Genomic DNA, 13,857 nt, shown 5'->3' on the forward strand with positions numbered 1-13,857 from the left:
CCCCTTTCCGCTTCCTTCTCAAAGTATATGGTGAGGAGGTAGCAGATATACGGGACGGTCCATGGAAACATCAACAGCTATTCCATTGTTTTGGCAAACAGCTTCGGTGCTGAAAAGGTAACCTTTTGATTACGAAGTATATCAGTTCTGCATGACAAAGTCTTTTTCAACCTGGCTGTCTTGATCGAATACACGCAGGATCTCATATTTCGTATTGCGCTGTGCCGGGATTTTGCCGGCCTCGCGGATAATAGACAGAATTGACTCGATATTGACCTTGTAAGTGGCCCCTGCAGAGGAGACAACGTTCTCTTCGATCATCGTGCTGCCGAAATCGTTGCAGCCGTATTGAAGCGACAGCTTGCCGATTTCAGGTCCCATGGTCACCCAGGACGATTGAATGTTCTTAATGTTGTCCAGCACGATCCGGCTGATCGCCACAGTCTTAAGATACTCCCGCGGAGTCTGTCTCTCCCGCTTCAAGTTCGTGTTGTCCGGCTGGAACGTCCATGGAATGAAGGCCAGGAAACCCTCGGAGTCATAGCCCTTCTGCAGGCACTCGTCTTGGGCATCCCGGACCCGCATTAGATGAAGCGCACGCTCCTCCATCGACTCGCCAAAACCAATGACCATCGTCGCGGTCGTATTCATGCCGATCCGGTGAGCCGTTTGCATGACGTCCATCCAGTCTCTCCAGGAGCCCTTCATGCGGCTGATTTTACGGCGCGTCCGATCATCAAGAATTTCCGCTCCCCCGCCAGGCAAGGAGTCGAGACCGGCCTCATGAATTTGCCGAACGACCTCTTCCAAAGACAACCCGTCCGACACTTCCTTCATTTTCATAATCTCTGCCGGCGAGAAGGAATGCATCGTAATATCAGGAAATCTTTGCTTGATCGCCTTCAACAGGTCTGTATAATAACTAAACGGCAGGTTTGGGTTCGTACCGCCCTGCATCAGAATTTCGGTACCGCCTACATCGATCGTTTCTTGGATTTTCTGAAAAATGACCTCATCCGGAAGCACGTATCCTTCTTCCGACCCCGGTCTGCGATAAAAGGCGCAGAACCGGCAGTATACGTCACATACGTTCGTATAGTTTACGTTCCGTCCGATAACGAAGGTCGCTACCGGTTCCGGATGCATCCGTTCCATCAGAATATTAGCTACATGCCCCATTTTCTCTACTTCGTCAGATTCGAATAAAGCGATCGTATCCTTCAAGTCAAGACGTTCTCCGCGAAGTGCTTTGTCTAATATGCCGTCGATTGCAGTCATGGGCTGCCTCCTCTTCTCCCTTAGAATCTTTGAGCTCTATTTCACTTGCCCTGATATAAATATCAAAAATTTAGAAATTAAATAGTACGATTTTATCGTAACATAATCGAGACAGAAAAACAGCACCCGATCCAAGATCGGATGCCGCTGCTCTATATAGACAAATAGAAATCTTATTGCTGGATCACGCGGCAATTTATTGCCTCTCCAATGCCTGTTCCAAGTCGGCGAGAAGATCGCCGATATCCTCGAGACCCACGGAGAAACGAAGCAAGCCATCGGTAATACCGCGCTCGTGGCGGACCTCCTTAGGCATCGATGCGTGCGACATCATTGCCGGATAGGACAAAATGCTCTCCACCGCACCCAGGCTGACGGCAACCAGCGGAAGCTTAACACTGCTGAGCACACGCTTGGCCCGCTCCCCGGAGCCTACGTCAAAGGAAACAACCGCGCCGTAACCTGAAGACTGCTTCTCATGAATCTCACGTCCCGGATGACTGTCCAGGCCGGGATAGAATACGGCCTTGATGTCGCTGCGTTCGCTTAACCACTTGGCGAGCTTCGCTGCACTCTTCTCGCTGTGCGCCATGCGCGCGCCGAGCGTCTTCATTCCGCGCATCAACAGCCAGGAGTCCTGCACGCCCAATACGGTGCCAAGGCCGTTCTGCATATATTTCAGCTTGCGGCCCAGCGTCTCTGTTCTAGTCACGGCAAGTCCGGCAAGAACATCGCTATGGCCGCCCAAAAACTTAGTCGCGCTGTGTAGAACGATATCAACGCCTTGTTCGATCGGCCGCTGATAATAAGGCGTCATGAACGTATTGTCGAGGATGCTCAACAGGTCATGGGCATGCGCCCACTCCGTTACCTGGGCGATGTCGGTAATTTTCAGCGTCGGGTTGGAAGGCGTCTCCAGATAGACGGCCTTTGTATTCGGCTTGAGCGCGGCCTTCACTTCATCGATTTTCGTCATATCAACGAAGGTTGCTTCGATTCCGAACCGATTCAGGATGCCGGTCAGCAGGCGATATGTACCACCGTACACATCCTCGGTGACGATGATATGATCCCCCGCCGAGAACAGCATGAAGGCCGTCGAGATCGCTGCCATTCCGCTGGAAAAGGCAAGTCCGCGGTGGCCGCCTTCTAGCACGGCAATATAGTCTTCAAGCGCCTGCCTCGTCGGATTCCCCGACCGGCTGTAGTCATAAGAAGGCGGGTTATAGATGTCGTGGTGATGGAAGGTCGACGCCTGATAGATCGGCACGCTGGATGCTCCGGTTGCAGCATCCACTTCCCCGCCGAAATGAATCAGCTTCGTATCGAACTTCCTGTCCTCTTTTCCTGCCCCCGATAATTCATTTGGGTTGCCCTGATCACTCATTCTTGCTGCCTCCTTCAACTTCTGCCCGCGCTGCCTCCAGCGCCTGCTCCAGATCCTGGATAAGATCATCCACATGCTCGATTCCGACGGAGAAGCGCAGCAGGCGGTCATCCACGCCAACAGCGTCACGAACTTCAGCCGGGATATCGGCATGCGTCTGCACGGCAGGATACGTCATTAAAGACTCCACTCCGCCGAGGCTTTCGGCGAAGGCGATTAGCTTCAGGTTGCGAAGCACCGGATCGACATAACGCGCGTCGGAGACTTTAAATGAGAAAATCCCCGTATTTCCGCTCGATTGGGCATTCTGAATCTCATAGCCCGGATGATCCGGCAGCCCCGGATAAAATACTTCAGTCACCTGTGGATGGTTCTGCAAATATTTTGCGATGGCTAGCGCATTGCTCTGATGCCGTTCCATACGCAGCGCCAGCGTCTTCATTCCCCGCATAAGCTGGTAGGAATCCGTCGGTCCAAGCACTGCCCCGATAGAATTATGCAGAAAAGCTATTTCTTCGGACAGCTCTTTGCCTTTGGTCACAATAAGACCCGCCAATACGTCGTTATGCCCCCCGAGATACTTCGTTGCGCTATGGACCACAATGTCGGCCCCGAGCTCGATCGGGCGCTGGAAGAACGGAGTCAGCAGCGTATTGTCGACAATCGTCAAAAGGCCGTGATCACGCGCCCACTGGCTGACCTCTCTAATATCCGTGACCATCATCAGCGGATTCGTAGGCGTCTCGATGATTATCGCCTTCGTGTTTGGCTGTTTAGCTTCTTCAAGCGCGCTTAAATCATTCGTGTCTACATAAGATGCGGTAACTCCGTATTTGGACAATACCCGCTCCAAAAGGCGGTATGTTCCCCCGTACAGATCGAGCGATACGATTAAATGGTCGCCGCTGGCGAACAAAGTGAATACCGTCTGTAACGCAGCCATGCCGGAACTACAGGCAAAACCAGCGTCTCCAGACTCGAGCGCGGCCGCCGCTTCCTCCAGCACCGCACGGGTTGGGCTCTTCGTCCGTGAATAATCGAAACCGGTACTTTGTCCGAGACGCGGATGGCGGAAAGCCGTTGCCTGATAGATCGGATAGTTTACTGCGCCAGTAACCGGCTCCTCAACCGATCCGATCTGCGCAAGTACACTTTCAATGCGGTACTTCTTCTCTGACATTTAACAATCCCTCCACAGCCTATATATGATAAATGAGTCCGCCCTGCTGATCGATATCATAAGGCGTCTCTTGATACACATAGTAATTCAACCAATTGGAGAATAATAAATTTGCATGGGATTTCCAGGTCGACTTCGGTGTCCGGGACGGATCATCATTTGGAAAATAGTTGACAGGCAGAGCAATATCCAGTCCTTTCGCTACATCGCGGTCATATTCCCATTTAAGTGAACAGGGATCATACTCGGAATGCCCGGTGACGAAAATGTGCTTGCCGTCCTTCGTCGCAACAAGATACACGCCCGCTTCCTCGGATTCGGCCAGAATATCGAGCTCCGGCACCTTCTCGATGTCTCTGCGTTCCACGTCCGTATGCCGGGAATGCGGAACCTGGAACACCTCGTCGAATCCCCGCAGCAGCTTGACGTTGGGAATGTTTACGGTGTGCGGGAACACGCCGAAGCATTTCTCTTGAAGCGGGATCTTCCGGACCCCATAGTGATAGTACAAGCCGGCTTGGGCCGCCCAGCAAATATGCAGGGTCGAAGTGACGTTTGTCTTGCTCCACTCAAAGATCCCTTTCAGTTCTTCCCAATAGTTCACTTCTTCGAATTCCAGCTGCTCGACCGGCGCGCCCGTAACAATCAGTCCGTCGAACCGGCGGGATTTGATTTCATCAAACGTCTGGTAGAACATTTCGAGATGCTCGGCGGGTGTATTTTTGGACGTATGGGACCGGGGATGAAGCAGAACGATTTCCACCTGCAGCGGCGTATTCCCGAGCAGACGCAAAATTTGTGTCTCGGTCGTCTCCTTCGTCGGCATCAGGTTCAGAATGGCGATTCGCAGCGGACGAATATCTTGGCGATAAGCCCGGGATTCATCCATTACAAATATATTCTCGTTCTCCAGTACTTCTTTTGCCGGTAAATGATCAGGAACTTTAATTGGCATACTTTCTTCAACTCCTTCTTTCGACAAATCGTTGTTGTTGTGCGCAGTCATCCTATAGTAGAAAGCGGACGCAGCCGATACAAGAAAAACCTTTCTCTCTTAGAGAAAGGTCTTCATCGGTATCATGAATGCGCCTCTCTCATCTCTCAGAAACCGAAAACGTCTATACGTCAACGGATCTGCAAGAATTAGCACCGTACGATTAAATCGCCGGTTGCCGGGTATCATCGGGCCAGTCCCTCCACCTGCTCTTGATAAGATTTCGCCATATTTGATTTTTTACGGAACACTTTCGTTCCCTGAGATCACTTTAAAGGATAAATAGGCTTCCGTCAAGAACCCAGCACTGATTTGATCACCACCTGCATGTCTTCGCCATATGCTGAAAAATAGCCCCATTATGCTAGGTATGGCTTGATCATGTCATATGTCAGGGTTATACTAGACAAGTGTTAATCAGCTTATTTGCAAAGAGGTGAAACCGATTATGGAAGGCGACCCGAGTCCGCAGAGAACTGCCCCACAACAACAATGGCATAGGAAATCGATCAGCAGAGCGCTCACGGATGAATTGGGGCTCTTTCGTTTTCGTTTCCCGGTGTTTTCATAAAACGCCCGTTTAGGCGTTGCCGGCTGCTGGTCCTTTTTCCTGTGCTCAACCTAGAGCATATTATCCGAGGGATTTGGGGAAAAGGAGAGTGATACCCTTGAAAATTCGTCATGTCAAAGACGGCGTATTTACAACGGTTGATGATGTGGAGCTAACGACCACGGCACCGGAGGAAGGCTTTTACTGGATTGATGCGGACGGTGAGGATCTGCAAATACTGCAGCCGCTGTTCTCCTTGCATGACCTGGCTGTAGAAGACTGTTTAACGGAAGAGGAGCAGCGTCCGAAAATCGAAACGTATGACAATCACTATTTCATTGTCGTGAACAGCATCCGCTTTGACGATGAAGAGATCTTCCTGCGGGCTCTGAATATTTTCCTGGGCCGGCATTATATTATTACGGTAACCAACCAAAAAATTAACGAGCTTCGCGCGGTCAAGCCGATACTTTGGGAGCAGGAGGTTAGTGAGCCTGACCGGTTCCTGTATCTGCTCATTGACCTTGTCGTGGACAACTATTTCACGGTCAGCGACCGGATCGAAGTGAAGATCGAGAAGCTTGAAGAAGATATTCTCATGCATACGAAGCGATCTCATCTAAGCGAGATCATCGGCCTGCGAAGCGAAATATTGTGGCTGAAGAAGATGCTTGGGCCGCAGAAGGAAGTTATCAATATTTTAAACAAAAAGGATTTGCGCCTGATCGATGATCAGCTCCAGAAATATTTTAGAGATATTTACGAGAACGCTGTAAAAATCTCCGAGAACTTTGAGACGTTCCGGGAGCTGATGGGCAACTTGCGAGAAGCCTACCAGTCTTCGATCGCCAACAGGGCGAACGAGATTATGCGCGTCTTTACCGCAATTACAACGATTTTCATTCCGCTTACGTTGATTACCGGTATTTACGGGATGAACTTCGACAACATGCCGGAACTGCATTGGAAATATTCTTATTACGTGGTAATCGGGATCATGATTGTTCTCGGTGCAGGAATGTACTATTTGTTCCGCAAGCGGGACTGGATTTGAAACAGGAAAGGACGAAGGCCTCCGTATTCCCGGAGACAGCTTTCGTCCTTTTTGCTTGCATCTGACTATATATTCGCTCCGCTGCTAGCCCGCATCACGCACGGTGCTTCTGTCTCTCCGGTAGCGAATCCGGATCAGGCGCAGGCGTTCATACAGCATTTCCCGGTCCTCGGCCTCCGCTGCTTCCTGGCCATAGACCCGTTGAAGCACCGGCTTTAGGAAGGCGTCTCCGAGCTCTTCATAAGCCTGCATGACCGCCGCCTGCTCCTCATCGGGCATTTCTTGCAATTCTTTGTTCACCAACTGCTCAGTACTGTATCCGTCCTTCTCAAGTTCCTCAAGTAATTCAATCATCTCCCGGCGGCCCATGGTTACGCGCTCGCGAATCTGCTCCACGCTCAACCCCTCGGCAATGCCTTCAAGCAGCTTTCGGCGCACGCCGTATTTCTCCATTTCTACCCGGAATTTCGCTTCTTTCTGCTTATACAGCCAGGAGCGGAGCGTTTCCTGATTGACCTCTTCCTCAACCCAATCCAGCGGGAAAGGACTCGGCTGCGAGTGTCTTCGGGTCATCTCCAGCAGCTCGTCACCAAACTCCCCCGCTTTATTCTGGCCTACCCCCGGCAGCTGCAGCAATTCCTCCAGTGTATGGGGAAGAAATACGCTAATCAGCCTAAGCAGGCGATTGCTCGCGATCAAATAAGGCGCCTTGCGTTCCGTGGAGGCTTTTTTCCTCCTCCAATTGCACAGCTCGGTATAGACCGGTTCATTGGGATGCCCTTCGCTATAACAGATTAGCTTCTGGGCAGTCATCGCCTTGCCGCGAAGCTGTTCCTTATCCTCCCAAACGCCTTCGACCGTCGGCTGGAACCCTTCCCCCAGCTTGATAACCAGGCGATGTCGGTAGACATGGAGCATCTCCGACCAGGACGAGCCTTCATACCAGATGTACTCCTGCTCGCCGTCGGCCGTAATTTCATTCCACCCCATGCGCCACATGCTCTCCTCCTCTCCCATCCAAACCTGTGCGCTTCCGACCACGGCGCCGGCCTCCCGCTTCTCCAGACTGTTCAAAAATATGATTCTCACGATCATTTCCCTCCCTTAAAATTCAGTATCTGAACGGACATCCGGCTGGAGCATTTCTAATGCACGCAAAAAAAGCACCCCTTCTGCAAAGTTACAGAAGAGGTGCTCCCCCATTCATATACTGTTATAACCAATGATACCATTTTAAGGATCTATGTCAATGCTTGGCATGTTTTTTCCCATTAGCTGCATTTATCCGCTATAATATCTAGAAGTAACAGCTTAATTCTAAAATATACAAAACGCGATACGCGCACTATTTGTTCAAGGAGGCAATATCAATGACTAACCCGCACAAAGAGCTCGACTTCCTGTCCGACAGCACGGAAAGCACCTCCACCCGGTTCGTGACCTTCATTGGAGCATCCCTAAAACGTTTCGATCTGGCGATAACTACGACCAACCGCTTCTACGGCAAGAAGCTCGTTACTGATTTGCAAAATGGCAAAACAGCGATTCTAGGCACAGATGATCTGGAAGAGGAAGGCTATCTGGAGCATGTCTACAATCTGGAAGAGGAAGAAGCCGATGAGCTGAAATCCTTCCTGTATCAAGTTGTGGGCGACCCTTATTTTACGGATTAAAGCCCTTTGAATTAAAGACTAGAGTATTGCTAAGATGCCGCCCGGCCGTGGTGAGCATCTTGCCCCCGCCATAAAGCGCGGAGGATGCCCCGCCATCCAAATTCATCGCTTGCTTCGCTCCAAGCGTCTTCATAATATCCGCCCATTGCTTCATCGTGGCTGCAGGGACTGTCGCCAGCATAATGGAACCATCCGGCATGATGGCGATTCCGCTGCGGGCTGCCGAGCTGGTCAATATCTTCGGATCGTTGAACCCCTCAGCAGCCGCATTCAAAGCAACCTTGGCGTCCTTCACCAGGCGAGGCCCTGCACCGACAGCGGTAACGACTTCCTCCCAAGCAGGCAGCGGATCGCCTTGCGGGTTTTTGTAACTGAGGCTCAGTGCTACCTCGCTTCCGATTACAAACCGCTCCGCCATGTTCTTCTCTGTTCCCGTAAAGACAAGCACATACCCGTTCTTTGGAATGTCGGCATTGGCGTTGACTTCATTTTTAGCGACCTTGCCTTCGATTACCGTAACGGCCAGACCGCCGGAGAATCCGACCTTGCCGCCCCGGGCCGGCGTAAACATTATGCTGACGCTGCTTCCCGTAAGCGGCACCCGGTTCATAAATGTTGCGTACCAGCCCCTGGACTTGCCTTCCGGAGAGACGACCGTCCCGGTAATGGAAATGCGCAGCTCGTCCATGATTGCTGTGCCGTCCTTCTTAAAGCCGATCGTCGTGCCATTGCCGCCCTTGTGCATCACTTCACCATCGGCGATAAGCGTTCCGTATGGATCCGGCGGCCCGCCGTAAGCTTCAAAGAAAGCTCCGTTAATCGCAGCTTCCGCCTTGTAGCTTTTGACGATCGAAGCAAATTCCTCCGTGCTGCCCACCTGCCTTTTCGCTAACCCTACCGTGACCGGCGTGCCCTTTGGAATACGTACGGTTTGCACGGTAAAGCTCTTGTTGCCAACCTTCACTTTCTTCGTTTCTTGCTTGATGCCTGAATACGGGGCCGCTGCTGCGCTCCCCCCGCTAGCTGTGATCAAGCCTGCAAGCAGGAAAATTGCAAGGCAGGCTGCGGCCCATCTTTGCCAATGATGCTTATTCATTTGTCGCAGCCACTCCCATCCAATGGATAATGCTTGCCATTTCCAATTCTTCGAATTTAGCGGCAACTTGAGCATGGTTCAGCTCAAGGCGGCAAGCCTCCTGATCGCATACAAGCTCTACATCGCAGCGGATCTCCGCAAGCTGCCTGGACAGATGCAGCATGTCGAGGTCAGCCTCGATCTTGGCGCGAATCGACTTGGAGAGCTTGTCCAGATTGCTAAGGATGCCGTCGACCGAACCGAACTCCAGCACCAGCTTGAGCGCGGTTTTCTCGCCAATGCCGCGAACTCCAGGATAATTGTCGCTCGTATCCCCCATCAATCCTTTAAAATCAACGATTTGGGCAGGAGCCAGCTGCTTCTCCTCCATTAAGCTTTGCGGGGTATACACACTATAGTTGCCATGACCCTTTTTCATAATGATTACGCTTGTCGTCTCATTGACCAATTGGAGCATATCATGATCGCCCGTCAAGATATAGACGTCCATCTGCTCGCTAAAACGGGCGGCTAGTGTTCCGATGCAGTCATCCGCCTCAAATCCCGGAGCGCTGACGTTCGGTATTCCCAAACTATCCATGACTTCCTGAATGAGCGCAAACTGCGGGATCAGGTCGTCAGGAGCCTCGGAGCGATTGCCTTTATAGGCGGCGAATTGCTCTGTCCGGAACGTCTTACTGCCTAAATCCCAGCAGCAGGCGATATGGGTCGGGTTGAATTTCTGCACCGCGTCCCAGAAATATCTCATGAAGCCGTATACCGCATTTGTCGGCAGTCCGGCTTTCGTTCTGCGTATATAGCCTGTGGCAGCCGAGGCGTAATAAGCGCGAAACATGAGCGCCATCCCGTCCACCAGCAGCATGCTGTCTTTACTGTTAGGTATAACCGTCAAATTACTCTCTCCCTGTATCGGCTTGGAGCTAATTGCCCCAGACCCGTTCGTATTCTTCAGCCTTGAAGCCAACCGTGACCTGTTTGCCGTCACTGACCAATGGACGTTTGATCAGCATTCCCCTGGATGAGAGCAGCTCGATCTGCTCCTCGCGGGACATGCCTGGCAGCTTGTCCTTTAATCCTTCCTGTCTATATATCTCTCCAGACGTATTGACGAATTTCTTCAGTTCAAAACCGCTTCGGTCAATCCAAGCGGACAATTCTTTCGCGTCCGGCGGAGATTCCTTAATGTCGCGAAGCTCCAGCTCATGGCCTTGCGCCTCCAGCCACTTTACCGCGCTGCGGCAGGTACTGCATTTCGGGTATTGATACACAATCAGCTTACTCATTGCTGTACAACCTCCTGATCCAATACATAATATTATCATCTCTATGATTAAATCATAGCTATCAATGCCTGTTCCAGACTTGCCATATCCGGAGGAAACGGAGCATGAAAGCTCATAAATTCTCCGGTCAGCGGATGACGGAAGGCCAACTCGGAGGCATGCAGAGCCTGACGCTGGATAAGACCATCCAGCATTCTGCCGGGTTTAGCCTCATCTGAATCGGCCTGATCCTGTGAACCTGAACTGCCCGGCCCTTGATACATCTTATCCCCGATAAGCGGATGCCCAATCGAAGTCATATGCACCCGAATCTGATGCGTCCGGCCCGTGCCCAGACGCAGCTCAACTTTGGATGCCGGCCCCATCGTCTGTGCCGTTGAATAATAGGTCAGCGCCGGATAACCGGACGAAATGACGATCCGGAGATGCGGCTGCTCGGGATCGCGGTCAATCGGCCCGTCAACTGTTCCTTCTGGCGGATCCGGCGTCCCATGCACGAACGCCACATATTTTTTGTCCACCTGTCCTGCGATCATCTGTTCGGAAATATGCTGATGCACGTAAGCATTTTTGGCGATGGCCAGCACGCCGCTTGTCTCCTGGTCCAAACGGTGCACGGGCCTGAATCGGAACATTTCGCCTTTCTCCCGCCAATAATGCACCACTCCATTCGCCAATGTATCCGTATAATGTCCGTGGGTTGGATGGACGATCATTCCTGGCGACTTATTGACGATTAACAGTGCGTCGTCCTCATAAATGCATTCAAAAGGAATCGGCTGCGGCAAAATGTCCTCGGATGTCTCCTTTTCCAGAGAAATGGCAGCGATATCCCCTATCTTTACGGGAACGCTGATATACACCCTTTCTCCGTTCAGTGTTATCCCCTTCTCAGTCAGCTTCAATCTGGACATCAGCTTTCTGGATACGCCCAGCCGGCGCTGCAGGAGCTTCTTAAGCTGCCAGCCGTCCTCGTCCTCCGTTACTACGTATACAATAGGGTCGTAGTATTGCGTCATGATTTCCGACCGAACACCTTTGCGCTGCGCACATATTCTGTATCCTGCACTTGCATGCGGGCATTCGCCGTCCGGGCCGCGGCAAAGAAGTAATCCGACAGACGGTTCAAATACGTCAGCACCTCCGGATTGACCTCATGCTGATGACCCAAGGTAACCGCCCGGCGCTCGGCGCGGCGGCACACCGTCCGGCATACATGCAGTATAGCTGCCAGGGAAGTCCCTCCGGGCAAAATGAACTTTTCCAGCGGAGGGTTATTCTGTTCAAGGCGGTCTATCCATGTTTCCAGCCGTTCAGCCAGCTCGGCTCCGACCTTGTAGCGGTCCTCGTTCAATCTGGCATAAGCCAGATCAGAGCCGCAATCGAACAGTTCATGCTGGATTTGCAGCAGTTCTTCCTTCAGGTCCGCGAATACCTCGGTATTGGCACCAATCAAGCTCACTGCCTGACCGACAAAGCTGTTCAGCTCATCAATCGTTCCGTAAGCCTCGATTCGGGCATCGTCTTTATCCACTCTGCCGCCGATGATGGAGGTCTGTCCCGCATCCCCGGTTCTTGTGTACAAATTCACTTTAATCCCCCATTCAAGCAAAAATCATATATGTCCAATATAACATATTCCTGCCCTCGTTTACTCCATCGTCCCCTTCTCAGCGTGGACCGTTGCAGCGTCGCCGGACATAAAAGAGGCGATCCGTCTTCCGGATCACCTCTTTGCGCAGGATGCTATAGATACGAGCCTGGATTATTTTGCTTTCTGACTCTTCATAAATTCATTGATTTTTAAATCAAGCAGGCTGCTGATCTCGATGACAATGTCTGATGTAAAAGACTTCTCCTCTAAAAATATTTCTTCCATTCTAGTACGGAGCAGTTGAATTTCATCTTCCAATGTCAATGCTTGTGGTGATATCGTCCGGCCTTCTTCGCCCATCCATTGATTCGTTGCATCGCCTTCAGCAATATGACCGCCCATCTTCTCGTACGGCATGTTGTATTCACCACAAAACAAAAGTAATCCCTCCCTGCGAAACTCAAGCTCTACCAAAACCAAATTATAACATGATTATTGGACAATGATCAAATAATAAATGAGAAATTTGTTAATAACCCCCATTTACTAAAAATCACCGGAAGCTAGCCCTGCTTCAGCTTATGAACGAATTTCCCCATCCGGTCCAGCGCTTCATTAATTTGATTGACCGAAGTCGCATAGGAGCAGCGCAGGTACCCTTCGCCGCCAGCCCCAAAAGCAGTGCCGGGCACAGCTGCCACTTTAGCTTCGAGCAGCAGTCGCTGGGCAAATTCATCTGAGCTAAGGCCGGTAGTTTCTATACCGGGAAAAGCGTAAAACGCGCCTTGCGGCTCGTGGCAGGATAATCCGATGTCCCGAAGTCCCTGGACAATCAGCCTTCTTCGCTGATTATAGGATTCGACCATCTGATCCTTCTCCTCCAAGCCATTCTTGAGCGCTTCTAAAGCAGCGACCTGTCCCATCACGGGCGCACACATCACCGTATACTGATGGATCTTTAGCATCGCATAAATCAGTTCCGGATGGCCGCAGGCATAACCCATTCTCCAGCCCGTCATGGCAAAGGCTTTCGAGAAGCCGTTGACAAGAATCGTGCGATCCTTCATTCCCGGAAGGGAGGCAAAGCTGACATGCTTGCTGCCGTAAGTGAGCTCGGCATAAATCTCGTCGGAAATGACAATCAAATCATGCTTCTCCACCAATTTGGCAATCGGAAGCCAGTCTTCGTAAGTCATGATTCCGCCCGTTGGATTGCTGGGATAGTTCAAAATCAGCACCTTGGACTTCGGCGATATTTTCGCTTCTAGATGCTCCGCCTTTAGCTTGAAGTTATCCTTCGCGTAAGTTTCGATCTCCACGGGGACTCCTCCGCCGATAAAAGATATCGGGGAATAGGAGATGTAGCAAGGAGCTGGAACAAGTATTTCATCCCCTGGCTCAATCAGCGCCCGGAGCGCCAAATCAATCGCTTCACTCCCGCCTACTGTAACCAGAATTTCATCCTTGGGATCATAGTTCAGGCCGAACCCATTGTGCAAATACTCCGCAATGGCCTCGCGCAGCTCGGGCGTACCGGCGTTGGAGGTATAGCTCGTGTAACCCCTCTCCAAAGAATAGACACAGGCTTCCCGGACATGCCATGGCGTAATAAAGTCAGGCTCGCCCACGCCGAGAGTGATGATATCTTTATTGCCGCTGGCAAGATCGAAGAACTTCCGGATCCCGGAAGGCTGAATCTCTCTTACCCGGGGGGCCAAATAAGATAACATCGATTTGTCCGAATATTGTTGCGATTCTACTGTCATAA

The 13,857-nt window shown here is 51.3% G+C and carries 14 protein-coding genes and 1 riboswitch; of the genes, 2 read left to right on the forward strand and 12 right to left on the reverse strand.

The features are described 5' to 3' along the window. Window positions 1–141 precede the first annotated feature (141 nt). From mqnC to metA, 4 genes are all read right to left on the reverse strand, one after another. Window positions 142–1,278, reverse strand: coding sequence for a cyclic dehypoxanthinyl futalosine synthase (mqnC, locus tag GNP95_RS02625; RefSeq protein WP_155609339.1), 1,137 nt, complete (start codon window positions 1,276–1,278; stop codon window positions 142–144). Window positions 1,279–1,474: 196 nt separating this feature from the next. Further along, entirely contained in the window at window positions 1,475–2,665 is a 1,191-nt protein-coding gene (locus tag GNP95_RS02630) for a trans-sulfuration enzyme family protein (RefSeq protein WP_155609340.1), read from the reverse strand. Then, window positions 2,658–3,845: an aminotransferase class I/II-fold pyridoxal phosphate-dependent enzyme gene (locus GNP95_RS02635; RefSeq protein ID WP_155609341.1), complete on the reverse strand. Its 1,188-nt coding sequence runs from the start codon at window positions 3,843–3,845 to the stop codon at window positions 2,658–2,660. Before GNP95_RS02635 ends, GNP95_RS02630 begins: the two co-directional genes overlap by 8 nt. Before the next feature lie 19 nt (window positions 3,846–3,864). After that, a complete protein-coding gene (metA, locus tag GNP95_RS02640) occupies window positions 3,865–4,800 on the reverse strand; it encodes a homoserine O-acetyltransferase MetA (RefSeq protein ID WP_155609342.1) in 936 nt (311 codons plus the stop codon). Between the two features lie 136 nt (window positions 4,801–4,936). Continuing rightward, a riboswitch (SAM riboswitch) is annotated at window positions 4,937–5,061 on the reverse strand. A gap of 446 nt (window positions 5,062–5,507) precedes the next feature. On the opposite strand from metA, the gene corA reads away from it, so the two are divergent. After that, window positions 5,508–6,443, forward strand: coding sequence for a magnesium/cobalt transporter CorA (corA, locus tag GNP95_RS02645; RefSeq protein ID WP_155609343.1), 936 nt, complete (start codon window positions 5,508–5,510; stop codon window positions 6,441–6,443). A gap of 84 nt (window positions 6,444–6,527) precedes the next feature. Here the strand turns inward: corA and GNP95_RS02650 are convergent, their stop codons facing one another. Continuing rightward, window positions 6,528–7,532 carry an HRDC domain-containing protein gene (locus GNP95_RS02650; protein WP_330163239.1) on the reverse strand — a complete coding sequence of 335 codons (1,005 nt, stop codon included), beginning with the start codon at window positions 7,530–7,532 and terminating at the stop codon, window positions 6,528–6,530. A 281-nt stretch (window positions 7,533–7,813) separates the two neighbouring features. Between GNP95_RS02650 and GNP95_RS02655 the strand changes: the two genes are divergently transcribed. After that, complete coding sequence (locus GNP95_RS02655; protein ID WP_155609345.1) at window positions 7,814–8,116, forward strand: DUF3055 domain-containing protein; 303 nt, start codon at window positions 7,814–7,816, stop codon at window positions 8,114–8,116. On the opposite strand, the gene GNP95_RS02660 is transcribed toward GNP95_RS02655, so the two are convergent. The 7 genes from GNP95_RS02660 to GNP95_RS02690 all read right to left on the reverse strand — a co-directional run bounded on the left by GNP95_RS02660 (window position 8,106) and on the right by GNP95_RS02690 (window position 13,855). After that, entirely contained in the window at window positions 8,106–9,212 is a 1,107-nt protein-coding gene (locus tag GNP95_RS02660) for a phosphodiester glycosidase family protein (protein ID WP_155609346.1), read from the reverse strand. The genes GNP95_RS02655 and GNP95_RS02660 overlap by 11 nt on opposite strands. Continuing rightward, a complete protein-coding gene (locus GNP95_RS02665) occupies window positions 9,205–10,074 on the reverse strand; it encodes a 5'-3' exonuclease (RefSeq protein WP_155609999.1) in 870 nt (289 codons plus the stop codon). Before GNP95_RS02665 ends, GNP95_RS02660 begins: the two co-directional genes overlap by 8 nt. A 58-nt stretch (window positions 10,075–10,132) precedes the next feature. Then, window positions 10,133–10,495, reverse strand: coding sequence for an arsenate reductase family protein (locus GNP95_RS02670; RefSeq protein WP_155609347.1), 363 nt, complete (start codon window positions 10,493–10,495; stop codon window positions 10,133–10,135). 47 nt (window positions 10,496–10,542) lie between these two features. Further along, the gene (locus tag GNP95_RS02675) at window positions 10,543–11,514 is read right to left on the reverse strand and encodes an RluA family pseudouridine synthase (protein WP_155609348.1); all 972 of its coding nucleotides are present in this window, start codon (window positions 11,512–11,514) and stop codon (window positions 10,543–10,545) included. Further along, a complete protein-coding gene (locus GNP95_RS02680; protein WP_330163285.1) occupies window positions 11,511–12,086 on the reverse strand; it encodes a cob(I)yrinic acid a,c-diamide adenosyltransferase in 576 nt (191 codons plus the stop codon). The genes GNP95_RS02675 and GNP95_RS02680 overlap by 4 nt, the downstream gene beginning before the upstream one ends. A gap of 174 nt (window positions 12,087–12,260) precedes the next feature. Further along, window positions 12,261–12,506 carry an aspartyl-phosphate phosphatase Spo0E family protein gene (locus GNP95_RS02685; protein WP_155609350.1) on the reverse strand — a complete coding sequence of 82 codons (246 nt, stop codon included), beginning with the start codon at window positions 12,504–12,506 and terminating at the stop codon, window positions 12,261–12,263. A 146-nt stretch (window positions 12,507–12,652) separates the two neighbouring features. After that, on the reverse strand, window positions 12,653–13,855 hold the full coding sequence (locus tag GNP95_RS02690) for an aminotransferase class I/II-fold pyridoxal phosphate-dependent enzyme (RefSeq protein WP_155609351.1): 1,203 nt from the start codon (window positions 13,853–13,855) through the stop codon (window positions 12,653–12,655). Window positions 13,856–13,857: the final 2 nt, after the last annotated feature.

It is taken from the genome of Paenibacillus woosongensis, assembly GCF_009725165.1.
GTDB classification, from domain to species: domain Bacteria; phylum Bacillota; class Bacilli; order Paenibacillales; family Paenibacillaceae; genus Fontibacillus; species Fontibacillus woosongensis.

Coding starts and splice junctions, on each gene's coding strand:
- GNP95_RS02665 (WP_155609999.1), bottom strand. CDS start 10,074: ATGCTGCTGGTGGACGGGATGGCGCTCATGTTTCGCGCTTATTACGCC.
- GNP95_RS02670 (WP_155609347.1), bottom strand. CDS start 10,495: ATGAGTAAGCTGATTGTGTATCAATACCCGAAATGCAGTACCTGCCGC.
- GNP95_RS02685 (WP_155609350.1), bottom strand. CDS start 12,506: ATGCCGTACGAGAAGATGGGCGGTCATATTGCTGAAGGCGATGCAACG.
- mqnC (WP_155609339.1), bottom strand. CDS start 1,278: ATGACTGCAATCGACGGCATATTAGACAAAGCACTTCGCGGAGAACGT.
- GNP95_RS02660 (WP_155609346.1), bottom strand. CDS start 9,212: ATGAATAAGCATCATTGGCAAAGATGGGCCGCAGCCTGCCTTGCAATT.
- GNP95_RS02675 (WP_155609348.1), bottom strand. CDS start 11,514: ATGACGCAATACTACGACCCTATTGTATACGTAGTAACGGAGGACGAG.
- GNP95_RS02690 (WP_155609351.1), bottom strand. CDS start 13,855: ATGACAGTAGAATCGCAACAATATTCGGACAAATCGATGTTATCTTAT.
- GNP95_RS02655 (WP_155609345.1), top strand. CDS start 7,814: ATGACTAACCCGCACAAAGAGCTCGACTTCCTGTCCGACAGCACGGAA.
- metA (WP_155609342.1), bottom strand. CDS start 4,800: ATGCCAATTAAAGTTCCTGATCATTTACCGGCAAAAGAAGTACTGGAG.
- GNP95_RS02635 (WP_155609341.1), bottom strand. CDS start 3,845: ATGTCAGAGAAGAAGTACCGCATTGAAAGTGTACTTGCGCAGATCGGA.
- GNP95_RS02630 (WP_155609340.1), bottom strand. CDS start 2,665: ATGAGTGATCAGGGCAACCCAAATGAATTATCGGGGGCAGGAAAAGAG.